The 22,511-nt window shown below is 59.7% G+C and carries 23 protein-coding genes and 2 pseudogenes; 4 read left to right on the top strand and 21 right to left on the bottom strand.

All coding sequences use genetic code 11. The features are described 5' to 3' along the window. Positions 1–16: 16 nt before the first annotated feature. The 7 genes and pseudogenes from ACOTY5_RS06205 to ACOTY5_RS06175 form a co-directional block, all read right to left on the bottom strand. Positions 17–229: pseudogene (locus ACOTY5_RS06205) on the bottom strand (hypothetical protein); the annotation flags it as partial. Further along, a pseudogene (locus ACOTY5_RS06200) lies at positions 219–431 on the bottom strand (DUF2878 family protein); the annotation flags it as partial. The pseudogenes ACOTY5_RS06205 and ACOTY5_RS06200, both read right to left, overlap by 11 nt. Before the next feature lie 40 nt (positions 432–471). Next, positions 472–1,692 carry an SAM-dependent methyltransferase gene (locus ACOTY5_RS06195; RefSeq protein ID WP_045141532.1) on the bottom strand — a complete coding sequence of 407 codons (1,221 nt, stop codon included), beginning with the start codon at positions 1,690–1,692 and terminating at the stop codon, positions 472–474. Next, the gene (locus ACOTY5_RS06190) at positions 1,689–2,411 is read right to left on the bottom strand and encodes a DUF1365 domain-containing protein (protein WP_023296566.1); all 723 of its coding nucleotides are present in this window, start codon (positions 2,409–2,411) and stop codon (positions 1,689–1,691) included. Before ACOTY5_RS06190 ends, ACOTY5_RS06195 begins: the two co-directional genes overlap by 4 nt. 1 nt (position 2,412) lies before the next feature. Then, positions 2,413–3,672: an NAD(P)/FAD-dependent oxidoreductase gene (locus ACOTY5_RS06185; RefSeq protein ID WP_045141533.1), complete on the bottom strand. Its 1,260-nt coding sequence runs from the start codon at positions 3,670–3,672 to the stop codon at positions 2,413–2,415. Beyond that, positions 3,669–4,388 carry an SDR family NAD(P)-dependent oxidoreductase gene (locus ACOTY5_RS06180; protein WP_045141534.1) on the bottom strand — a complete coding sequence of 240 codons (720 nt, stop codon included), beginning with the start codon at positions 4,386–4,388 and terminating at the stop codon, positions 3,669–3,671. The genes ACOTY5_RS06185 and ACOTY5_RS06180 overlap by 4 nt, the downstream gene beginning before the upstream one ends. Next, entirely contained in the window at positions 4,385–4,819 is a 435-nt protein-coding gene (locus ACOTY5_RS06175; protein WP_023303688.1) for a nuclear transport factor 2 family protein, read from the bottom strand. Before ACOTY5_RS06175 ends, ACOTY5_RS06180 begins: the two co-directional genes overlap by 4 nt. A gap of 258 nt (positions 4,820–5,077) precedes the next feature. Here ACOTY5_RS06175 and ACOTY5_RS06170 point away from each other — a divergent pair, with 258 nt between their 5' ends. Both ACOTY5_RS06170 and ACOTY5_RS06165 read left to right on the top strand, forming a co-directional pair. After that, positions 5,078–5,275, top strand: a complete 198-nt coding sequence (locus ACOTY5_RS06170; protein ID WP_045141535.1) for a hypothetical protein — start codon at positions 5,078–5,080, stop codon at positions 5,273–5,275. Between the two features lies 1 nt (position 5,276). Further along, positions 5,277–6,029 (top strand): hypothetical protein, encoded by a 753-nt coding sequence (locus tag ACOTY5_RS06165; protein WP_022651152.1) that lies wholly within the window; start codon positions 5,277–5,279, stop codon positions 6,027–6,029. Between the two features lie 57 nt (positions 6,030–6,086). Here ACOTY5_RS06165 and ACOTY5_RS06160 read toward each other — a convergent pair whose 3' ends face one another. Next, the gene (locus tag ACOTY5_RS06160) at positions 6,087–8,063 is read right to left on the bottom strand and encodes an alkyl/aryl-sulfatase (RefSeq protein ID WP_045141536.1); all 1,977 of its coding nucleotides are present in this window, start codon (positions 8,061–8,063) and stop codon (positions 6,087–6,089) included. Positions 8,064–8,265: 202 nt separating this feature from the next. On the opposite strand from ACOTY5_RS06160, the gene ACOTY5_RS06155 reads away from it, so the two are divergent. Further along, positions 8,266–8,901 carry a helix-turn-helix domain-containing protein gene (locus tag ACOTY5_RS06155; protein ID WP_023296565.1) on the top strand — a complete coding sequence of 212 codons (636 nt, stop codon included), beginning with the start codon at positions 8,266–8,268 and terminating at the stop codon, positions 8,899–8,901. A gap of 42 nt (positions 8,902–8,943) precedes the next feature. Here ACOTY5_RS06155 and paaY read toward each other — a convergent pair whose 3' ends face one another. From paaY to paaA, 13 genes are all read right to left on the bottom strand, one after another. After that, entirely contained in the window at positions 8,944–9,549 is a 606-nt protein-coding gene (gene paaY / locus ACOTY5_RS06150) for a phenylacetic acid degradation protein PaaY (protein WP_006810541.1), read from the bottom strand. A gap of 9 nt (positions 9,550–9,558) precedes the next feature. Continuing rightward, a complete protein-coding gene (paaX, locus tag ACOTY5_RS06145; protein WP_045141537.1) occupies positions 9,559–10,494 on the bottom strand; it encodes a phenylacetic acid degradation operon negative regulatory protein PaaX in 936 nt (311 codons plus the stop codon). A gap of 133 nt (positions 10,495–10,627) precedes the next feature. Continuing rightward, entirely contained in the window at positions 10,628–11,944 is a 1,317-nt protein-coding gene (gene paaK, locus ACOTY5_RS06140; RefSeq protein WP_017693475.1) for a phenylacetate--CoA ligase PaaK, read from the bottom strand. Positions 11,945–11,970: 26 nt separating this feature from the next. After that, complete coding sequence (pcaF, locus tag ACOTY5_RS06135; protein WP_045141538.1) at positions 11,971–13,176, bottom strand: 3-oxoadipyl-CoA thiolase; 1,206 nt, start codon at positions 13,174–13,176, stop codon at positions 11,971–11,973. Then, positions 13,176–13,598: a hydroxyphenylacetyl-CoA thioesterase PaaI gene (gene paaI / locus ACOTY5_RS06130; RefSeq protein ID WP_017693477.1), complete on the bottom strand. Its 423-nt coding sequence runs from the start codon at positions 13,596–13,598 to the stop codon at positions 13,176–13,178. Before paaI ends, pcaF begins: the two co-directional genes overlap by 1 nt. Beyond that, the gene (paaH, locus tag ACOTY5_RS06125) at positions 13,588–15,012 is read right to left on the bottom strand and encodes a 3-hydroxyacyl-CoA dehydrogenase PaaH (protein ID WP_045141539.1); all 1,425 of its coding nucleotides are present in this window, start codon (positions 15,010–15,012) and stop codon (positions 13,588–13,590) included. The genes paaI and paaH overlap by 11 nt, the downstream gene beginning before the upstream one ends. A gap of 1 nt (position 15,013) precedes the next feature. Further along, positions 15,014–15,802 (bottom strand): 2-(1,2-epoxy-1,2-dihydrophenyl)acetyl-CoA isomerase PaaG, encoded by a 789-nt coding sequence (paaG, locus tag ACOTY5_RS06120; protein ID WP_108720730.1) that lies wholly within the window; start codon positions 15,800–15,802, stop codon positions 15,014–15,016. Continuing rightward, positions 15,802–16,569 carry a 2,3-dehydroadipyl-CoA hydratase PaaF gene (paaF, locus tag ACOTY5_RS06115; protein WP_045141540.1) on the bottom strand — a complete coding sequence of 256 codons (768 nt, stop codon included), beginning with the start codon at positions 16,567–16,569 and terminating at the stop codon, positions 15,802–15,804. The genes paaG and paaF overlap by 1 nt, the downstream gene beginning before the upstream one ends. Beyond that, a complete protein-coding gene (paaE, locus tag ACOTY5_RS06110; RefSeq protein WP_017384514.1) occupies positions 16,566–17,636 on the bottom strand; it encodes a 1,2-phenylacetyl-CoA epoxidase subunit PaaE in 1,071 nt (356 codons plus the stop codon). Before paaE ends, paaF begins: the two co-directional genes overlap by 4 nt. A gap of 7 nt (positions 17,637–17,643) precedes the next feature. Further along, a complete protein-coding gene (paaD, locus tag ACOTY5_RS06105) occupies positions 17,644–18,141 on the bottom strand; it encodes a 1,2-phenylacetyl-CoA epoxidase subunit PaaD (RefSeq protein WP_003857347.1) in 498 nt (165 codons plus the stop codon). An 11-nt stretch (positions 18,142–18,152) separates the two neighbouring features. Beyond that, positions 18,153–18,899, bottom strand: a complete 747-nt coding sequence (paaC, locus tag ACOTY5_RS06100; RefSeq protein ID WP_015570597.1) for a 1,2-phenylacetyl-CoA epoxidase subunit PaaC — start codon at positions 18,897–18,899, stop codon at positions 18,153–18,155. Positions 18,900–18,907: 8 nt separating this feature from the next. After that, positions 18,908–19,195: a 1,2-phenylacetyl-CoA epoxidase subunit PaaB gene (gene paaB / locus ACOTY5_RS06095; RefSeq protein ID WP_003857353.1), complete on the bottom strand. Its 288-nt coding sequence runs from the start codon at positions 19,193–19,195 to the stop codon at positions 18,908–18,910. A gap of 12 nt (positions 19,196–19,207) precedes the next feature. Beyond that, positions 19,208–20,137 (bottom strand): 1,2-phenylacetyl-CoA epoxidase subunit PaaA, encoded by a 930-nt coding sequence (gene paaA, locus ACOTY5_RS06090; RefSeq protein WP_032103760.1) that lies wholly within the window; start codon positions 20,135–20,137, stop codon positions 19,208–19,210. 285 nt (positions 20,138–20,422) lie between these two features. On the opposite strand from paaA, the gene paaZ reads away from it, so the two are divergent. Next, positions 20,423–22,462, top strand: coding sequence for a phenylacetic acid degradation bifunctional protein PaaZ (gene paaZ, locus ACOTY5_RS06085; protein WP_062933940.1), 2,040 nt, complete (start codon positions 20,423–20,425; stop codon positions 22,460–22,462). Positions 22,463–22,511 lie beyond the last annotated feature (49 nt).

Below are 22,511 nucleotides of genomic sequence, written 5' to 3'. Positions count from 1 at the left end.
CTCCGATTAACTGCTGACGCAGTTCAGGATACTCGCTCAGCCAGGCTTCACTCTGCGGCTCCTGCTGCAAAATGCCCTGCGCCTGCCACTGGTCGCGGGTCGCCTCAACCAGGTCGTCACCATCGATGTCCCGGGCATAGGTGATAATCAGCGCATTATCGCCGTCTAACCCTGTATAGCTGCCGTCGGGCGTCAGAAGCTGAGAGGTATAAACGGTAAACGGCCCCCAGACGCTCGCCGATCAGGTAGGCCACCGGCCCGCCCAGGGTCGCCAGTACCGTCAGCAACCAGCCCGGCAAGGTGGTCGTGCGGGTCAGTTGCGTCCAGACGGTGGCAAACATTAGCCACAGCGCCACCATCCATAGCGGCATCAGGGACGCGCCCGTGAACGCAATCAGCCCCGTCAGCGCCCAGAGCGCGTCCAGTAGAGATCAAACCCGATGGCCAACAGAAATACCTGCCCGTAGCGCTTCATACGCGTTCCGCAGTCAGCTGCACCACGCTGATGGTGCGGGCATTAAACCCGGCTTCACAGTAGCCGAGGTAGTACAGCCACATCCGGCGGAAACGGTCATCAAACCCGAGCTTTTCAATCTCCTGCCAGGCGTGAACGAACCGCTGACGCCAGTGCGCCAGCGTGCGGGCGTAGTCCGGTCCCATATCGAAGAGGTTACGCACCACAAAATCGGTATGGCGGGTCATGAGTTCATTCATGGCGGTGATGCTGGGCAAAAAGCCGCCGGGGAAGATGTAGCGCTGAATAAAATCGACGCTTTTGCTGTAGTCGCGATAGCGTTGATCCTGAATGGTGATGGCCTGAATCGCCATCCGCCCGCCTGGACGCAGACGCGCCTGGCAGGTGCGGAAAAATGTTGGCAGGTAGCGTTGACCGACAGCCTCAATCATCTCAACCGACACCAGCTTGTCGTAGACCCCGGTCAGATCGCGGTAGTCGCAGAGCAGCACCTCAACACGATCCTGCAACCCTGCCCGGGCGATGCGCGCGGTGGCCCAGTGGTACTGCTCCTGCGACAGCGTGGTGGTGGTCACCCGGCAGCCGTAATGACGGGCGGCATATTCCGCCATCGCCCCCCAGCCGGTGCCAATCTCCAGCAGATGATCGTTTGCCGTGAGCGCCAGCTGGTCACACAGCCTCGCCATTTTCGCCTGCTGAGCCGCGGTCAGATCCTGCTCGTCCCCGCTAAACAGCGCGCTGGAGTACAGGAGATGTTCATCAAGGAAATGGGCGTAAAAGGCGTTGCCCAGATCGTAATGGGCGGCAATATTTTCCCGCGCCTGGGCGCGGGAGTTGCGCCGCATCCAGTGCCGCAGCCGCTCCACCGGTTTCCCGAGCAGGCGAAACCCTTTTTCCAGCTTTCCGAGGATTTGGCTATTGCGCGCAATCAGCTCCAGCAGCGGCGTCAGGTGGGGCGTCTCCCAGTCGCCATCCATCCACGCTTGTGCCGCGGCGAGGCTGCCCCCGGTTAAAATGCGCCAGTAGACGCCTGGAGCAAGTACCTGCACCTCAGCGTGAAGCGCGGCGGAGGCGTCGCCGAACTGGAACGTCTGCGCGCCTTCACGCAGCGTCAGCGAACCACCGTGCAGGCCATTCAGCAGGCGGAAGAGCAACCATCGCGCGACGCGGACGTTGCGCGGGATATCGGGTTCAAGCGCAAAGACGGGATTGGTCATGAGCGTTCACTCCTGCTGAGGGGATGGTTATGCAGCGGTACGCGCTTCAGCCACAGCCTGAGCGCCTGCCAGTAAATGGCGAAAACGGTTTTGAGGGTCATCAACGGGATCCGCGCCAGCAGCGAACGCAGCGCCGTGCGCGTCAGCGGGACCCGGCGCAGCGTCAGGGTGGCATCAAACACCTTCGTCTCCTGATGGTTTTCGATATGCATGCGCAGCGTGCTGTCCGGGCTGTTGAAGCGCCAGTGGTAGATCATATCCATCGGATTAAAGGGCGAGACGTGAAACGCTTTCTCCGTCGGCGGGGCGTCCCGCCCCGCTACCGCGTAGTAATGTCGTTCATTCCACGGCGTGTTACGGACTTCGGCGAGAACCCAGCGCAGGGTGTCTTCTCCGTCATAGCAGTAGTAGAAATTGACCGGGTTGAAATGAAAACCGAAATAGCGCAGCTGAGTCAGAAGCATGACCCGCCCCGCCGGACGTTCGCCGGTCAGATTTTCCAGACGCTCAAGGACACGCGCTTTGAGCGGCGTGCCCAGCGGGTAATCCGCATCATAAAATGCCGCGGGCGCAACGCGGTTACGACGCACGCCGACGGAGGGTAGCGCGTCCAGCTCATCCAGATCGAGCCAGGCCATAAACACGCTGTAGGTAAAGTGGTGCGCTTTCGGCGCAAGCCGACGATGGCGCAATGTACCGTGGTATAGGCAGCTGTTCATCTCAGTTGCCCTCCCCGGCCGCGATAGCGTTGACCACATCCAGCGCACTGCGTACGCCATCTTCGTGGAAGCCGTTGTACCAGTACGCGCCGCAGAACCAGCTCCGCTGGCGACCGTTTATTTCGCCGCGCCGGGCCTGAGCGTGCCAGCTTTTCGGGTTAAAAAGCGGATGCTCATAGACAAAGCGGCGCAGCACAAAGCGTTCCTCCACCGGCGTTTCCGGGTTGAGGGTGACGCAAAACAGCGGGCTGCCCGGCGGCAGTCCCTGCAAGATATTCATGTTGTAGGTGACGCAGGCGCTGGCCTGATCCTGCTCGCTGAGGCGGTAGTTCCAGCTCGCCCACGCGCGTTCGCGTACCGGCAGCCAGCGCGGATCGCGGTGAAGCACCACCTCGTTACGCTGCCAGCCAATATCCCCCAGCACCTCGCGTTCAGCCTGCGTTGGGCTGGCGAGCATCGCCAGCGCCTGAGCGGAGTGGCAGGCGAAGATCACCTGATCAAAGGTGTCTGTTACGCCCTCACGCGCAATATCAACCCCACGATCGTGGCGAATAACCTGCTGGACCGGCGCGTTGAGGTGCAGCGTCAGGCGATCGCCGAGCGTGTCCAGCATCGCGCGGATATACTCCCTGGAGCCGCCTGGCACCACGTACCACTGCGGACGATGGGTCATGTCCAGCAGACCGTGGTTTTCAAAAAAGCGTAAAAAGAGCGGCAGCGGAAAGCGTTTCATCTCCTGTAGCGACGACGACCAGATAGCCGCCCCCATGGGCAGGATGTAGTGGCGCGCAAAAAAGGGCGTAAAGCGGTGCTGGCGCAGGAACGTTTCCAGCGTGGCGGAACCATCGACTTCGCCCCGGAGCGTCTGTTTCGCCAGCCGGTTAAAGCGCACGATCTCCTTCAGCAGCGTCCAGAAGGCAGGGTTGAGCAGATTACGTCTCTGGGCGAACAGCGACGTCAGCGTGTGCCCGTTGTACTCCAGCCCGCTCTGCGGGTTGTGCACCGAAAAGCTCATCTGCGTTTTTTGCCCGCTGATGCCCAGTTCGCTGAGCAGCCCCATGAAGCGCGGATAGGTGCGGTCGTTGTAGACGATAAAACCGGTGTCGATGGCAAAGGTGCCCTGCGGCGTGTCGACATCCACCGTTGCGGTATGGCCGCCCGGCGTGGCCTGCGCTTCAAACAGCGTAACCTGGTGATGTCCGGCGAGCCGCCAGGCACAGGTTAACCCGGCGATGCCGCTGCCGATAATTGCGATTTTCATGATCGCACCATCCTGCGCAGCAGTGTGCGCTGAAGTACATCGGGCAGGCCGGAAAGCAGGCGCAGCGCCAGGCTGATTCCGGCGGGAAACGCGATGTGATCCTTCCCTTTTGCCAGACCGCGACGAATGGCGTGGACGGCGTGCTCTACGCTGACCCGGCCCGGCATCGGGAAATCGTTTTTGCGGGTCAGCGGCGTGTCGACAAAACCGGGTGAAACGACCGTGACGGCAATCCCTTTCGGTTCCCAGTCGAGGCGCAGCGTGTCGGCAAACCAGGTTAACGCCGCTTTAGAGGCGCCATACGCTTCGGCTCGCGGGAAGTGAAGCCAGTGCGCCATCGAACTGACCAGCACCACGCGGTTGCCGGATACCAGCTGCGGCTGCAACGCCGCAAGGCAGTTTACCGGCCCGATGAAATTGGTGGTCATGACCCGCGCCACCCGCTCGGCATCCACCTCGCCGCGGTCGAGATACTCGCAGGTTCCGGCGCAGAGAATCACCGTGTCGGCAGTACAGTCCGCCAGCGCCTGCCGACAGGCGTCCCTGTCTGTCATATCGAACAGGCGCACCGTGATGTTGGGGCTGTGCTGATGGACGGCTGACAGACGTTGCGCATCGCGCCCGCAGGCAATCACCCGGTAACCATCGTCGGCAAACGATTTCGCCAGCCCCGCCCCGATGCCCGAGCTTGCGCCGGTGATCAGAACCGTTTTCATGATTTCACTCTTCGCTTCACGCCGCGCACGGCCCAACCGAGTATCGGGAGATGTTCGTAAATCATCTCTCCGGCATCGTAGTAATCCCGCTGGCGAACAATGCGATCGTCGCGCATGTCTACCACGGAGCAGCCCGGCAGTTGGCGCATTGCCCCCCCGGCGATACGCGGGTGCGACCAGTGCATCATCCAGGTGACAACAAAGCGATCGCTCTGCTGCAACGGTGCATCGACGGTAAAGCGACAGTGTTGAACGTTAGCCAGCAGATGGGTGAAATAGCGCTGAATCGCGAACACCCCGCTGTGTTCGCCAAAGGGATCGATAAGCGTGGCATCGGCGCGATAAATCCCCGCCAGCGCCGAAGGTGGCTGGGTATCCAGCGTGGCGTAGTAATCAACGAACCGACTGATGACGGACGGCAACGTGCTCATGGGTCACATCCTGGGTGTAAACAACGTAGCGGAATCGCATAATTTAAACTTACACAATTAACTTTATTTGTCCAAGTTTGCGCAGGTATATTTTTTATTCTTATTATTTTTCAGTTACATGGAATATCACCACGCACAACCATTTTGTGAAAAATATGAATTTCGCCGCCAGGCTGCCGTTTTTTTAGGGATAACCTTAAGGCAAAGGTGCCATTTATCTTCCAGACTTATCCTTTTAATTCATAAGGATGTCACGCGATGAAACATTTACTGATGACGCTCTTTTCCAGCCCGGAATCCTTGTTGCAGGTCATGAGTCACCAGGAAATTATCGAAGCCGTAGAGGATGGCGACCGCATCATCATCGATCAGGATGGAAACGCCTCGGTTAACTACAAAAACCACGAAGTACGGCAGGACTTTCTGCGCCATGTCAACGCGCTGAAGAGGGCCTGAAATGGGAACGGCAATATTCATGGTATTGATGGTATGCGGGTACTGGTACACCAGCCGCGACCTCTCAACACGGTTTAAAATCAAGCGATCCTTTGGCTGGGACGTCTATTTTCTTGTTGCACTGTATGGCTGTATTTTTGTTCTTCAGGGGGTGATCGCCACCGGCCTGCTGTGGCTGCTGTTGTTCGCCCTCTCCGCCGCCGATAACACGTTCCATTTCACGTCAGCAAAATATGCCGACTGGCAAATTGATTTTATGAACTGGAGCTTCCTGGGGATTCAGGCCCCGGTGGTGGTGATGCTGACCTTCGCGATCCTGTTTTGTCTCTACCGCTCGAACTGGGCCGGAAGCGCGCGGCTGGACGGTGAGGGCCGGAAAAAATTGTACAAGCGGCTGGCGCAGTCGAGCGGGATTGAACAGCTGCTCTATCAGTGCATGGAGGAAGGTGAACTGGCGCACGTCACGCTGAAATCGCGGCGGATCTATATTGGCATGATCCATACCGCCACGCTGGAGTATGAAAAAACGGCCAATATCGTGCTTATTCCGATGCTGAGCGGCTACCGTGACGGGAAGAACATGCAGCTCTGTATCGAACATAACTACAGCAAATGGTATGCCGAGCATGACATTACGCTCGATTCGGAGCCCAAAAGCGCCATGGATTTTCGCAAAGTGATCATGCTGGATCAGATCGAGAGTATTTCGCTGTTCGATCCGGCAAGCGCCAGCGCGCTGGCGATGCGTGAATGAAAAAAATGGCGCCTTATCGTAATAAGGCGCCAGGATTAACCAGGATGAACGCTAAACTTATGGCGTGACAATATTGAACCAGAAGTCAAATGTGTCCATGTAGCTCAGCATCTCTTCCAGCTTCGCTCTGTCTCCGCTCACCTTGACGTCACCCTTGTCCATCGCCTGCTTGAGCGTCTCTTTCTTAAGGATGATGTCATTCAGCGTGGTGCGGTCCAGGGTGATGGTTGCGTCGGCATCCTTCGCCTGCGCGTTGGCGGTATGGTTCAGCACGCCGTTTTCCAGCTCCAGCTTGTATTTGCCGCCATCCTTACCGAGATCGATGTTAAAGACCGCTTTCGCGTTACCGGCCCGCACCCCGTTGATGTGCACGCCCAGGTAGTCGAAGAACATTTCCGGAGTCATCGCCCGCACGGTATCCGGGCTGGCGGTGTTCGGCGTCGGCAGCTTCTTCACGCCATTACGCAGTTCCTGCGCGCCGGTCAGGTAGAAGTTACGCCAGGTGCCCGCTTCCGCCTGGTAACCTAACTGCTCCAGCGCGTCGGCTTCCAGATTACGTGCCGTAGCGTTCTGCGGATCGGCGAAGACAATTTTGCTGGTCACCTGCGCCACCCAGCGGTAGTTGCCCTGCTGATAGTCAGCTTTGGCTTTCTGCATGATGGCATCGGCCCCTCCCATGTATTCCACAAACTTCTTCGCAGCCTGTTCAGGCGGCAGTTCGTCGAGGGTAGCCGGGTTGCCGTCGAACCAGCCGAGATAAAACACGTAGGTGGCTTTGACGTCGTGGCTGACGGAACCGTAATAGCCGCGGCTCGCCCACTGTTTTTCCAGCGATTCCGGCAGTGTAAATTCGGCGGCGATCTCGTCGCGGGTCAGCCCCTTGTTTGCCATACGCAGGGTCTGGTCGTTGATGTAGCGATACATATCGCGCTGGCCTTTCATCAGCTTGACGATATTCTCGTTGCCCCAGGTCGGCCAGTGGTGCTGCGCAATAATCACTTCCGCGTCCGCGCCCCAGCGCTCAATGGCGGCGTTGATGTACTTAGACCAGGCCAGCGGATCGCGGATTTTCGCGCCGCGCAGGGAGTAGGTGTTGTGCAGGGTATGGGTCACGTCCTCTGCGGCTTCGATCATTTTCTTCTCTTTGACATACCACAGCATTTCGGACGGGGCTTCTGAGCCCGGCGCCATCATAAAGTCGTAGGTCAGCCCGTCAATCACTTCCTGCTGGCCGGTATGGGTAATGTAGTTGGTCGGCGGGATCAGGGTCACCGTACCCGCAGAGGTGGTGGTGCCAAGACCCGCCCCCACCTGGCCTTTTGCATCCGGCTTCAGCAGGTTGCCGTACATATAGCTCGCACGGCGGCTCATCGCATTCCCGGCCATAATGTTTTCGGAAACCGCTTCTTTCATAAAGCCTTCCGGGGCGTAGATCTTCACTTTGCCGGACTTCACGTCGGCTTCGTCAACCACACCGCGCAGGCCGCCGTAGTGGTCGACGTGACTGTGGGTGATCACCACAGCGACGACCGGTTTCTTGCCGCGGTTTGCATAGTAGAGATCCAGCGCTTCTTTCGCCGGTTCAGCGCTTAACAGCGGGTCGATAACGGTGATGCCCTTCTCGCCTTCAATGATGGTCATGTTGGAGAGATCGAGATTGCGGATCTGATAAACGCCGTCGGTGACCTTAAACAGCCCGCCAATGTTGATCAGCTGTGACTGACGCCACAGGCTCGGGTTTACCGTATCCGGGGCTTTTTCACCCTCTTTCACGAAATCATATTTCGCCGGGTTCCAGATAACGTTCCCCTGCTCGCCTTTAATCATGTTTTGTGGCAGCGGGGCGATAAAACCTTTATGGGCGTTCTCAAAGTCGGTTTTATCGGCAAACGGTAATTTGTTATACAGGGCGTTATTTGCCTGCCGGGTTGTGGCAGTGGCATCCTGCGGCTTCACTTCCGCAAACGCGGAAAGCGACAGCGACGTCAACACACCGGCAAGCGCCAGATGTTTAGCAATTAGGGTTAATTTCATTGAATGGCCTCGTAGATTAATTGCGCCGCCTGGATATTTACTGTTGGCGGATAATTTTAATGCGAACTCATTGACGACCATTCTAATCAGAATACTTTCTCATCATAGTCCCATATGGGACTGGTTATTTATCGGTTCGTAATCCGGGGGCTATTGCTGCTATACTCGTTACCACGGCAGACGTTGCGGGGAGAGGCTTAGCGTGAATTTTCAGGATATCCATACCTATTATCAGCAACTCAATATTGGGCAATTCTTTCCGCACATGCTTTGTAAAGGCGAGGCCTTAACCGTTGCCGCAAATAAAAAATTCACCGTCGAGCCTGGCTATATCTATTTTTGCACTGAAGGATCGCTGACAATATTAATGCCTGATGATGGCCTAAATATTGGCAATACTATCGAGTATATGCCGATAGGGTTAATGGAAAGGTATTGTCCACTGGCGAAGTATGAATATCGCAGCAGTGCAAAGGTGAAGCTGGTGAGAATAGCCTGGGCCGACTTCGACCAGCTATTTTTCGAGGGCGGGTCTGAGCGCATGCAGGCGCTGGCCACCATACTGACCTACATGTCCATTTTCACCATCGACCTGCACAATGAACGCAGGCAGGTCACCAGCTACCAGACCATAAAACCGATGCTGTACCGCTATCTCTATCGGCAGGAGACCCACACGGGAGAGAATGAGGGCCTGGCGCTGTTTATCATTAAGCGCACTAACCTGTCACGCACGCATGTCTTTCGCGTGCTGGCAGATCTCAAAGCCGGGGGCTATATCACCATGAAGCGCGGAAAGCTGGTGTCGATTGACCGGCCCCTGCCGGAAGCGTATTAAGTTCATCTTCACGCCTTGATCAACGTGCGCGAACGAACGGCCTTATTTATCCCGGCCAGCCGACTTGGGCCGTAAATTCTCATCGAAGACCAGCCGTTTGCGTCCGGGCTCTTCTTCCCGCAGCGGCTCCACCTGATGCAGCGTCTGCTTACAGCGATCCACCAGTACCTGATACTCCCGCGTGCCCTGCTTTTTCCACTCTATTTCCTGCGCGCTTAACTCACGAATCGCTTTCGCCGGACTGCCAAGAATTAAGTGATTCGCAGGCATCTCCGCTTTGGCCTTCACAAACGCCGCCGCCCCGACGATGCTGTTTTCGCCGATCGTCGCGCCGTCCATCACGACCGCATTCATCCCCACCAGCGCATTACGGCGGATAATGCAGCCGTGCAGGATCGCGCTGTGGCCGATATGCCCGTCCTCTTCCACCACCGTGTCCTGCTCCGGAAAACCGTGCATCACGCAGTTATCCTGGATGTTCGCGCCGTCTTTCACCACGATCCGGCCAAAATCACCGCGCAGGCTGGCGTTAGGGCCCACGTAAACACCTTTTCCGAGGATCACGTCGCCAATCAGCACCGCGGTCGGGTGAACATAGCTCTCTTCAGGCACGACCGGCGTCAGACCATCAATTTGATAAACAGGCATACCCTCTCCTTATGTGATATTCAGACCACCAAAACGCTGGTGATAAAGCGTGCCGGGAGCGGGCAGCTCGCCCACGGAGGTTTCCCCCTTCTCACTGACAAACGCCAGGGCTCCCGCCGCCACGCGCTGGTAGATGTTAATGCACAGCTGTCGCGCACTCTGGCCCGCCCAGTGCGCAGGAAGTAACTCCTCCGGCAACAGCGGATCTTTCAGCACCACGCGACGATAAAAATGAATGAGTAACAGCTGGATCTGGAAGCAGCGTTCCGGGGTCAAATCCTCAGGCGGCGCCTCTTTCAGCAGCGGCAGCAGCGGACGGAACGAGTTGATAAACGTTTCGTACATCGCGTTTTGCTCGGTCAGCTGCCAGCACTCTTCCACGCGGGATCGTAGCGCCGCGCGTGACAAGGCCAGCGGCGAATGGGCTTCAAAGAAAATGACGTTTTCCGCCACGCCCGCGTCATGCAGCAGAGACTGCACGTCCGCCAGGTTCTGCGACGGCGAGGCCATCAGGCTCGGCGCCAGCGTGCCGAACCCTTGCCAGATGAGCTGTTTTTTCACGTCCGCGAGCGTGGTTTTATCCAGCCCCTCGGAAAGCAGCAGCAGCCATTTACCATCCCACGCCGGCAGTTCCGCACGGTAGATTTTATTTTCCGCGCGGCGGGTCAAACGCAGCCCCTTGTCGCTGAGATGGTAAAAGCTGCGGCGGCCAATGCGGGACACGTCCAGCCAGCCCTCTTTGTTGAGGCGAAACAGCGCGGTGCGCACAAAGCGCTCCCCGAAACCCATCCCTTCCAGCAGAGCCGCCAGGCTGCCGAGCCAGATCTCTCCGCCGCGATGGGAAAGCGCATCGCCATACAGCGAGGAGATAAGCGACGTTCCGCTGACGGGAACAGAGCTGACTGCGTGCTGGATAAAGGCATCAAGTTTATTCATGTGATTCATTCTGTTGTTATTTTTTTCCTGGATGAATCATAGCATACGAATCTGGGGTGTACCCTCACCCTAACCCTCTCCCAAAGGGAGAGGGAACTTAATACACCCTCTCCCTTTGGGAGAGGGCTGGGGTGAGGGAAATTCAACCGTTGGCTGCCACTTTACGCAAATCAAACACCCGGCAGGCTTTACCCTCGGAGCGCGGTATACTGCCGCAGTTCACGATCATCACGTCGGTCGAGATCCCCACCATCGATTTAATCCGATGACGCAGCTGATGGCAGACCTGACAGCGCTGTTCATGAGTCAGCGTTAAGCTGCTCTGTTTCAGCTCGACCTTCACCGAAAGTGAATCAAGATGCCCGCGGCGGTTCACCTCCAGCTGATAGTGCGGCGAAAGGTGTTCGAACTTAACGATCTCCTCTTCCAGCTGTGACGGGAAGACGTTAACCCCGCGAATGATGAGCATGTCGTCGCTGCGCCCGCTGATGCGATCCATCCGACGCATGGTGCGTGCGGTGCCCGGCAGCAGGCGCGTCAGGTCGCGGGTGCGGTAGCGGATCACCGGCAGCGCCTCTTTGGTCAGCGTGGTGAACAGCAGTTCGCCCTGCTCGCCGTCGGCCAGCGGCGTGCCGTCATTCGGGTTGACGATCTCCGGGAAGAAGTGATCTTCCCAGATGGTCGGGCCGTCGGCGGTTTCAAGACACTCCATCGCCACGCCCGGCCCCATCACTTCGGAGAGACCATAGATATCCAGCGCGGTAATGCCCAGCCGTTTTTCAATTTCGCGGCGCATCGCCTGCGTCCACGGCTCGGCGCCAAACACGCCGACGCGCAGGGAACAGGCGCTGGCATCGCCGCCCATCTGACGCTCCAGCTCTTCAATCAGGTTCAGGCAGTAAGACGGCGTCACCATGATCATATCCGGCTGGAAATCGCGGATCAGCTGCGCCTGCTTCTCCGTCTGGCCGCCGGACATCGGGATCACCGTCGCTCCCAGACGCTCGGCACCGTAGTGCGCCCCCAGCCCGCCGGTGAAGAGCCCGTAACCGTAGGCGACGTGAATTTTATCCTTCGCGCTGCCCCCGGCGGCGCGCAGGGAACGGGCGACGATATTGGCCCAGTTGTCGATATCATTCTGGGTATACCCCACCACGGTCGGCTTTCCGGTGGTGCCCGACGAGGCATGGATGCGTACCACCTGTTCCATTGGCACCGCAAAGGTATCAAACGGGTAGTTGTCGCGCAGATCCTGCTTGGTGGTGCACGGGAATTTTTGCAGGTCCGCCAGCTCGGTGAAGTCGTCAGGGTGAACGCCCGCGGCATCAAACTTGCGTTTGTACATCGGAACGTTGTTGTAGGCGTGGTGCAGCGTCCACTTCAGGCGCGCGGTCTGCAACGCCTGCAATTCATCAATGGACGCGGTTTCGATCGGATCAAGCTTTGTTGTATTTATCATCGCAGGGTACTCACATTATTGTTCGCTCACACACGCTCAAGGATCATGGCAATGCCCTGACCCACACCGATGCACATCGTACACAGCGCGTAGCGCCCGCCGCGTCGGTGCAATTCATTGCTTGCGGCCAGCGCCAGTCTGGCACCGCTCATTCCCAGCGGATGACCTAGCGCGATCGCCCCGCCGTTCGGGTTGACATGCTCCGCGTCATCCGGCAAGCCCAGCTGACGCAGCACGCCCAGCGCCTGTGCGGCGAAGGCTTCATTAAGCTCAATGACGTCCATATCGGTGATACTGAGTCCGGCACGCTCCAGCACCTTGCGGGTGGCGGGCACCGGGCCTAATCCCATCAGGCGCGGCTCGACGCCCGTTGTCGTCATGGCCACAATGCGGGTGCGCGGGGTTAACCCCTGGGCAAGCGCCATGGGCTCGCTGGCGATAATCAGCGCCGCCGCCCCGTCGTTGACGCCAGAGGCGTTCCCCGCCGTCACCACACCGTTCTTACGGAACGGGGCTTTCAGCGCGGCAAGCTGTTCCAGGGTGGTTTCGGCGCGCGGATGCTCGTCCACGCTCACTTCCGTTACCGCACCTTTTTTGCCCGCCACCTGTACCGGGATAATCTCCTGCGCCAGAACGCCATTCTGCTGCGCCCGCGCGGTGCGCTGCTGGCTGCGCAGGGCAAATGTGTCCTGATCGGCACGGCTTATATTTAACAATTCCGCTACATTCTCTGCCGTTTCCGGCATGCTGTCAGTTCCGTATTGCTGATGCATGAGCGGATTCACAAATCGCCAGCCGATGGTGGTGTCGAAGATCTCCGCCTGACGCTGAAACGCCGCCGTGGCTTTGCCCATCACGAACGGCGCACGGGACATGGATTCGACGCCACCGGCGATCAGCAGATCGCCATCCCCGGCCCTGATGGCGCGCGCCGCAAAGCCAATGGCATCCAGACCGGAGCCGCACAGGCGGTTAATGGTGGTGCCGGATACCGTCTGCGGCAGCCCGGCCAGCAGCGCCGACATGCGCGCCACGTTGCGGTTATCCTCCCCGGCCTGATTCGCGCAGCCGAAGATCACGTCATCTATGCGCTCCAGATCGAGCTGCGGGTAACGCGACAGCAGCGCACGCAGCGGCACGGCACCTAAGTCATCGGCGCGCACGCTGGATAATCCTCCGCCGTAGCGACCAACCGGGGTACGCACCCCCTCACAAATAAATGCGTCACGCATCAGGCTTCTCCTGTCACACTGCCGCCGGTGCGGTGAGATTTCCCACGAAAAAGCGCGACGGTTTTCTGGTGTTGGTTCTGAATTTCAATGTCATACACGCCGGTCAGTTTGCCCTGATGCTTCACCCGCGCGGTGGCGGTGAGCTTATCTCCGGCAAAGCCCGGACGCAGAAAATCGATGGCGCAGCCTGAGGCCACCGCCGCCAGCCCCTGACTGTTGCAGGCGTAGGCAAAGGCGGTATCGGCCAGCGAGAACAGCTGTCCGCCGTGGCAGGTTTTATGCCCGTTGAGCATCTGCGGGGTGATGGTCATGGTCACCACCGCGTAGCCCTCGCCCATGTCGATAATGTCCATCCCCATCGCCTGCGCGCAGGCGTCCCGTTCGTACATCGCGCGGGCGTTATGCCAGGCGTTATGACTCATAGCTACTCTCCAGAAGCGCACGCTGGCGCAGCAGTGAACAGGGGCGATAGCGTTCCTCGCCGTAGTGACGTTGCAGATTCTCCAGCAGCGTTAACAGACGCTGCCAGCCAAGGCGCTCGCCCCAGGCGATGGGCCCGCAGGGATAGTTGACCCCTAAGCGCATGGCGGTATCGATGTCTTGCTCGCTGGCGACCCCTTTTTGCAGGGCGTCCAGCGCTTCGTTGGCAATCATCGCTACCGTGCGCCAGACCAGCAGGCCGGGGTAATCGGCAATCTGTACCACCCGTTTCTCCTGGTGCTGCAACCAGTAAATGGCTTTCTGCGTGGCGGCGTGCGGATTGCCGGGTGCGGCGGCTATCACGGCCACATCCCGCTCGATGCGGTCGACCACCACCACCGGGCAGCCGTGGCGCAACGCCAGCGATTGCGCGGTTTCACCCTGCGTTTCGATCAGCAACAGATCGTCGATTTCCGTGACACCGTCACTTCTTCGCTGAACGCGCATCGGGCTGAAGCTGTCGCTGACCGGGGCGAGCCAGCTGACGGCGGGTTTCTCCTCCTGCCAGCGGTAAACGCCCTGCCCGCTTTTCTTGCCCAGACGCCCGGCCAGCACCAGCTCCTGCTGCACCAGCGACGGCAGAAAACGACGCTCCTGCCAGAAGGCGTTAAACACGGAGCAGGTCACGGCAAAGTTAACGTCCTGACCAATCATGTCCGTCAGCTCAAGCGGCCCCATCGGGAAGCCCCCGCCGTCTCGCAGGGCGGCGTCGATCACCTCGGGCGTTGCCACCTGCTCCTCCAGCGCGCGCCAGGCTTCCGAGTAGAACGGGCGCGCCACGCGGTTGACGATAAACCCCGGCGTGGACTGGCAGCGTACCGGCTGCTTTCCCCAGCTCAGCGCCAGCTCGCACAGTGCATCGGCCACTTCGGGAGAGGTCGCCAGTCCGCTGACCACTTCCACCAGCTTCATCACCGGAGCAGGATTGAAGAAGTGCAGCCCGGCGACGCGTTCAGGGTGGTTTATCTCCGCCGCAATCGCGGTAACGGAAATGGACGAGGTATTGCTGGCAAGCAGCGTCTGCGGCGGGCAGACCTCTGCCAGCTGGGTAAACAGCGCTTTTTTTACCTCAAGCCGCTCGGAGGCCGCCTCGATCACCAGATCGGCTTTCGCCAGAGCACTGATATTCGTCACCGGCGTCAGGCGGGCGAGGATCTGTTCCCCGGCGTCGGCAGAGAGTTTTCCGCGCGCAACGCGAGAGGAGAGCCGCTGGCGAATGCCGTCGACGGCGCGGGAAATCGCCGCTGCGTCAATGTCGTACACCAGAACCGGATGACCGTGGCTGGCTGCCACTTCGGCAATCCCGGCGCCCATGGTGCCGCTGCCAATGACGGCGACCGTATGGATATTCACCATCTTATTTCCCCGTAAAGTTCGGCGCGCGTTTTGCCAGGAACGCGCTGACGCCTTCCCGGTAGTCGTCGCTGCGTCCGGCCAGACGTTGATAGTCGCGCTCCAGATCAAGCTGGGCGTCGAGGGTATTGGTTTCGGCGGCGTTGATCGCCTGCTTGATCAAGCCCAGGCCAAAGGTCGGCTGCGAGGCAAAATGCAGCGCCATCTGCTGTGCGGTGCCGGAGAGCTGGTCGTCGTCCACCACCTGCCAGATCATTCCCCAGGCCTGTGCCTGCTCGGCGCTGAGCTTATCGCCCAGCAATGCCAGCCCCATGGCGCGGGCGCGTCCGGTCACGCGCGGCAGCAGCCAGGTTCCGCCGCAGTCCGGTACCAGCCCGAGCTTGCTGAAGGCCATCACAAAGCTGGCTGAACGGGCCGCAATCACCATGTCGCAGCCGAGGGCCAGCGTGGCCCCCGCGCCCGCCGCCACGCCGTTAACCGCGCAAATCACCGGCTTCGGCAGTTTTGCCAGGCGGCGCACCAGCGGGTTGTAAAAAGTCTCAACGGACATGCCCAGATCGGGCGCGGGGCCGTTCGGGTCCACGTTACGGTCGTTAAGATCCTGCCCGGCGCAGAAACCGCGTCCTGCCCCGGTGATCAGCAGGCAGCGGATAGCGTCATCGCGTTCGGCCTGCTTCAGGCATTCGGAAAGCTGCTGGTGCATGACGTCGTTAAAGCTGTTCAGGCGCTCCGGGCGGTTCAGCGTAATGGTCATTACGCCCTGCTCAACATGGCTCAGAATAGATTCCACAATTAGCGTCCTTTAAAGTCTGGGGTGCGTTTTTGTAAAAAGGCGTTGATACCTTCCCGGCGATCGTCGGTGGCCGCGAGCAGCGCAAACAGCTGACGCTCCTGCGCCAGCCCGGCCTGAAGCGGGACTTCCTGCGACTGGCGAAGCGCCTGCTTCGCCGCCTGTAGCGCCAGCGGCGAGTGGCGCGCCATCAGCGCCGCCTGTTTCAGGGCGTACTCCAGCGTCAGCGAGGCCGGGTAGACGTCGCTGACCAGCCCGGCGCTGTGCGCCTGAACCGCCGTGATGCTTTCGCCCGTCAGCACCATTTTGCTGGCCAGCGATTTACCCACGCTGCGGATCAGCCGCTGGGTGCCGCCTGCGCCCGGCATGATCCCGAGGGTGATTTCCGGCAGGCCAAAACGGGCGTTATCGCCAGCAATCACGACATCGCAGAGCAGCGCCAGCTCACAGCCTGCCCCCAGCGCGAAGCCGTTCACGGCGGCAATCAGCGGTTTGGTGAAGGCGTTGATCCGCGCCCACAGCTGCGGACGGATATCGTTCAGGGTGGCGGGCAGGTCTTTCTCCGCCATTTCGTTGAGATCGGCCCCGGCGGCAAAGCAGCGTTCGTTGCCGTACACCACGCAGACGGCGATCTCAGCATCCGCGGCGGCGGCCTCAAGCTGCTCCGCGATTTGCAGGAGCAGCGCATTGTTGAGCGCGTTGCGCGCCGCCGGACGGTTAAGCGTCAGCTGCAACACGCGACCGTGACGGGTGACAATCAGTTCACTCATGCCATCCCCTTCGCATCAAAATCGACGATAACATCGGCGGTTAACGGCAGCGCCTGACAGCTCAGCACATAGCCTGCGGCCAGCTCGTCCGGCTCCAGGCTGTAGTTGGTCGCCATATCGACTTTTCCGCGCAGCACTTTGCATTTGCAGGTGGCGCATACGCCGCCCTTGCAGGCGTAAGGCAGATCCGCCCCCTGACGCAGGGCCGCGTCAAGAATGCTCTCGTCGTCCGCCGTCAGGGTGATCTCCCTGTCGCGCCCGTCCTGACGGACGGTGACCTTCTGCCCGTCGGCCTGCACGCTGGCTGTCCGTTTAACGGCGGTACCCGGCGTGTTAAAGCGCTCAAGATGGATCGCTGTTTCCGGCATACCCAGCGCTTGCAGCGCCGCTTCGGCCTCATCCATCATCGCCGACGGGCCGCAGATGAAGGCTTCATCGTACTGACGGAAATTCACCAGCGTTTTTGCCAGCGCCTGGAGCTTTTCCCCGTCAATGCGGCCATGGAGCAGATCGCTGTCGAGCGTCTCCTGGCTGAAGATGGCGATCAGCTGCAAACGCTGCGGGTATTTATCTTTCAGGTCCGCCAGCGCCCGGCGGAACATCATGCTCTGGCTGCTGCGGTTGCCGTAAATCAGGGTGAAGTGGCTGTGGGCTTCAGTGGCCAGCGTAGCGGACAAAATCGCCAGCATCGGGGTGATCCCGGACCCGGCGGCAATCGCCAGATAGTGGCCTTCGCGTTCGGCCTGCGGCTGGTAGCCAAAATGCCCCTGGGGCACCATTACCTCCAGCGCCATGCCCGGTTTGATCTCGTCCCGGGCATAGCGGGAAAAACGTCCGCCCTCGATGGCTTTGACCGCCACGCTGATCTCACCGCACGCGGTGCTCCGGCAGATGGAGTAGCAGCGGCGCAGTTCATCCCCGCCAGGACTGGCTTTCAGGGTCAGATGCTGACCGGGACGGAAGCGGTACGCCTCCTGTAACGCCTGCGGCACCGCGAAGGTAATGGTCACCGCGTCGCGGGTTTCGGGTTCTACTTTTGCCACTGTTAATGAATGAAACGTTGTCATGGCAGCCTCAAATACATTTGAAATAGTCGAAGGGCTCACGGCAGGTATTGCAGCGGTAGAGCGCTTTGCAGGCCGTAGAACCAAATTCACTGATAAGCGAGGTATCGGTGCTCGCACAGCGCGGGCAGCTCACCTCCGCGGGAACGTGGGCATGGCAGCTATGGCCGACAGGCGGGCTGATGCCATATTCACGCAGGCGCCTGCGGGCATCGTCGGTCATCCAGTCGGTGGTCCAGGCGGGCTCCAGTTGCAGCACAATATGTACCGGGCTAAAGCCGTTTCCGGTCAGGGTTTCGCGGATCGCCCCCAGCAGATGCTCCGTTGCCGGACAGCCCGAATAGGTTGGCGTGAAGCCGATGACCCAGCCTTCCCCCTGCGCCTTCACGCTGCGCACCATGCCTAAGTCGGTGATGGTCAGCACCGGCACTTCCGGGTCGGGGATCTGGCTTAACAGCGCCCAAATCTGCGGGATTTGTGCAGGCGCGATGTCGACGAGGCGTTGCATGGCGTCCTCCTTTACCACTGCTGGCCGGGGTAAACGCGCTGGAGATACTGCATCTCTGCCAGCATCGGCCCGAGGTGTTCGGTATGTAGCCCCTTCTTGCCGCCCGTGCGATACGCCACCTCTTCGGGCACGCGGAGGGTGGCTTCCGCCAGGCCAGCAAACACTTCGCGCTCCCACGGGTCCCGCAGGTCGCGCGGATCAACCGCCACGCCGTCATCAATTAGCGCCAGCTCGACGTCGTCGGCGTCGAACAGTTCAGCCGTAAAGCGCCACAGGCTATCCACCGCCTGCTGCATTTTTTGTGCGGAGGTTTCTGTTCCGTCCCCCAGCCGCACCAGCCAGCCGCGGCTAAAGCGCAGGTGATAGCGTGCCTCCTTAATGGCTTTTGCCGCGATGGCGGCAAGCTGACTGTCGCTGCTATGGATCAGCCGCTCGTAGAGCGCCACGTTCCACGCATCCATCAGATACTGACGGGCAATGGTGTCAGCGAAGCTGCCGTTTGGCTGTTCCACCAGCAGCAGATTGCGGAACTGACGCTCATCGCGGCCATAGGCCAGGGTGTCTTCATCGCCCTTACCCTCCCGTTCAGCGGCGTAGGTCAGGAAATTGCGCGCCTGCCCGAGCAGATCAAGGCCGATATTGGCGAGCGCCAGGTCAATTTCCAGCTCCGGCGCGTGGCCGCACCAGGCGCCCAGACGCTGTGAGAGCACCAGACCGTTGTCGCCCAGACGCAGGGCATAAGCAGATACGTTGTTCATCCCCAACCTCACATATGCTCGATGCCATCAGGGATGGTGTAAAACGTCGGATGGCGGTAGACCTTGCTTTCCGCCGGATCGAAAAACTCCCCGCTCTCTTCCGGCTGGGAAGCGACGATTTCACTCGCCTTCACCACCCAGATGGAACAGCCTTCGCTGCGGCGGGTATAGGCATCGCGCGCGTTTTCCAGCGCCATGCGGTCGTCGGCAGCGTGAAGGCTGCCCACATGCCGGTGCGACAGCCCCTGCTTCGAACGGACAAAAACTTCGTATAACGGCCAGTAAACATTGCTCATGGTTGATTCCTCTTATGCGGCCTGGCGGGCGCGTTGTTTTTCCGCGTGGGCCAGAGCGGCTTCACGCACCCATGCGCCGTCGTCCCAAGCTTTACGTTTTGCGGCCAGACGTTCGTGGTTGCAGATCCCGCGCCCGGTGATCACCTCGTCAAATTCCTGCCAGTCGATTTCGCCGAAGCGGTAGTGGCCGCTCGCTTCATCGAAACGCAGGTCGGGGTCCGGCACGGTCATGCCGAGCATCTCCACCTGAGGCACCGTGTTGTCCACGAATCGCTGGCGAAGCTCATCGTTGCCAAAGCGTTTGATCTTCCAGGCCAGACTGCGGGCGCTGTTTGGGGAGTTGTCGTCGTTGGGTCCAAACATCATCAGCGCGGGCCACCAGAAACGGTTGATGGCGTCCTGCAACATCTGCCGCTGGGCTTCGCTGCCCTGCGCCAGCGCCATGCAGGCCTCAAAACCCTGACGCTGGTGGAAGCTCTCTTCTTTACAGATTTTCACCATCGCCCGGGCATACGGACCGTAAGACGTACGACACAGCGCCACCTGGTTCACAATGGCCGCCCCGTCCACCAGCCAGCCAATGACGCCGATATCGGCCCAGCTCAGGGTCGGATAGTTGAAGATGGAGGAGTATTTCATCTTGCCGTCGAGCATCTTTTGATAGATGTCCTCCCGGGCGCAGCCCAGCGTTTCCGCCGCGCTGTAGAGGTACAGGCCGTGTCCGGCTTCGTCCTGCACCTTCGCCAGCAGAATGGCTTTCCGGCGCAGCGTCGGCGCGCGGGTGATCCAGTTTCCTTCCGGCAGCATGCCGACAATCTCAGAATGGGCGTGCTGTCCAATCTGGCGGATCAGCGTCTTGCGGTAGGCATCCGGCATCCAGTCCTGCGGCTCGATGGCCGTCTCCTGTGCGATGCGTTGCTCAAAGCGTTGTTCTTGCGTCACATAACCACCTTTGTGATTCGTTAAATCACCACAAATAGCAAAATGGTGAATCATTTGGTTTATTAAAAGTTACACAAAGGTTAAATATAACCCCAAGAAGCGTTTGTTTATTTTGTGACGACGCTCGCAAGCCTTTTCATGAAAGGCCGATAACGCAAGGCTTCTGGGTGGTCAGGTTAAGCAATACAGATCACAGCGTTAACAATTCATTAAAACTCAGCTTGATTTTTATGATTCGCGATCAAACTATTTATAGTGAAATTACGAAACATCTGGAGAGAAGAAATGCAGCAGTTAGCCAGCTTCTTGTCCGGCACCTGGCAATCAGGCCGGGGCCGCGAGCGCACCATCACCCACGCCATCAGCGGGGAAACGCTATTTGAAGTCACCAGCGAAGGGCTGGATATGGCGGTCGCGCGCCGTTACGCCATTGAACACGGCGGAGAAGCGCTCCACGCAATGAGCTTTATCGAGCGCGCCGCCATGCTGAAGGCGGTGGCCAAACATCTGCTGAGCCTGAAGGATCGCTTTTATGCCCTGTCAGCTCAGACCGGCGCGACGAAGGCCGACAGCTGGGTGGATATTGAAGGCGGTATCGGCACCCTCTTCACCTACGCAAGCCTCGGCAGCCGTGAGCTGCCGGACGATACCCTGTGGCCGGAGGATGAACTGATCCCACTGTCGAAGGAAGGCGGCTTTGCGGCACGTCACGTGTTAACGTCGAAATCCGGCGTGGCGGTGCATATCAACGCGTTCAACTTCCCGTGCTGGGGGATGCTGGAAAAGCTCGCGCCCACCTGGCTTGCCGGGATGCCCGCCATCATCAAGCCCGCCACCGCCACCGCGCAGGTGACTCAGGCGATGGTGAAAGCGATCGTCGAGAGCGGACTGGTGCCCGACGGCGCCATCAGCCTGATCTGCGGTGGCGCGGGCGATCTGCTGAACCAGCTCGACAGCCAGGACGTGGTGACGTTTACCGGTTCGGCCAGCACCGGGCAGAGTCTGCGCGTCCACCCGAATATCGTCGCGCATTCCATTCCGTTTACCATGGAAGCAGATTCTCTTAACTGCTGCGTGCTGGGTGAGGACGTGACGCCGGAACACCCGGAGTTTGCACTGTTTATTCGCGAAGTGGTGCGCGAGATGACTGCCAAAGCCGGGCAAAAATGTACCGCCATCCGCCGCATCATCGTGCCGGAAGCGCAGATTGACGCCGTCAGCCAGGCGCTGATTGCGCGGCTGGAGAAAGTGGTCGTCGGCGATCCGGCCCAGGAAGGGGTGAAGATGGGGGCCCTCGTCAACGGTGAGCAACGTGCTGACGTGCAGGAAAAAGTCGATCATCTGCTTGCCGCGGGCTGCCAGATCCGTCTGGGTGGTAAAGCCGATTTGCAGGCGGCTGGCGCATTCTTCCCGCCCACCCTGCTGTTCTGCCCGCAGCCGGACGAAACCCCGGCCGTCCACGCCACCGAAGCCTTTGGCCCCGTCGCAACCCTGATGCCCTGCCGTAACACCGAACACGCCATGCAGCTGGCGCGGGCGGGTGGCGGCAGCCTGGCGGGAACGCTGGTTACGGCAGATACCCGCGTGGCGCGGCAGTTTATTGCCGGGGCAGCGCGCGCCCACGGACGTATTCAGATCCTCAACCAGGAATCCTCGAAAGAATCCACCGGCCACGGTTCACCGCTGCCGCAGCTGGTGCACGGTGGTCCGGGACGTGCGGGCGGCGGCGAAGAGCTGGGCGGCCTGCGCGCGGTGAAGCACTATCTTCAGCGCACGGCCATTCAGGGCAGCCCGTCCATGCTCGCCGCGATCGGTAAACAGTGGGTCCGTGGCGCGGAGGTGCAGGAAGATCGCGTTCATCCGTTCCGTAAATACTTCGAGGAGTTACAGCCGGGCGACAGCCTGCTGACCCCGCGTCGTACCCTGACGGAAGCGGATATCGTGAATTTTGCCTGCCTGAGCGGGGATCATTTCTACGCCCATATGGACAAAATTGGCGCGGCGGAGTCGATTTTTGGCGAGCGCGTGGTACACGGTTATTTCCTGATTTCCGCCGCGGCGGGGCTGTTTGTCGATGCCGGGGTTGGGCCGGTTATTGCCAACTACGGCATGGAAAACCTGCGCTTTATCGAGCCGGTCAAGCCGGGTGATACCATTCAGGTGCGCCTGACCTGTAAACGTAAAACGCTGAAGAAACAGCGCACTGCCGAGGAAAAACCCACCGGCGTGGTGGAATGGGCGGTGGAGATCTTCAACCAGCACCAGCAGGCCGTGGCGCTCTACTCCATCCTGACGCTGGTGGCGCGCCAGCAGGGTGACTTCTGACACACCTCTTTCTTGCCGGGTGTCGCTCCGCTTACCCGGCCTACAACTA

It is taken from the genome of Enterobacter cloacae complex sp. SHL018, from assembly GCF_049237905.1.
GTDB lineage: Bacteria > Pseudomonadota > Gammaproteobacteria > Enterobacterales > Enterobacteriaceae > Enterobacter > Enterobacter hormaechei_C.
The sequence above is the reverse complement of the archived record's forward strand: the minus strand, read 5'-3'. Positions and strand labels throughout refer to the sequence as shown.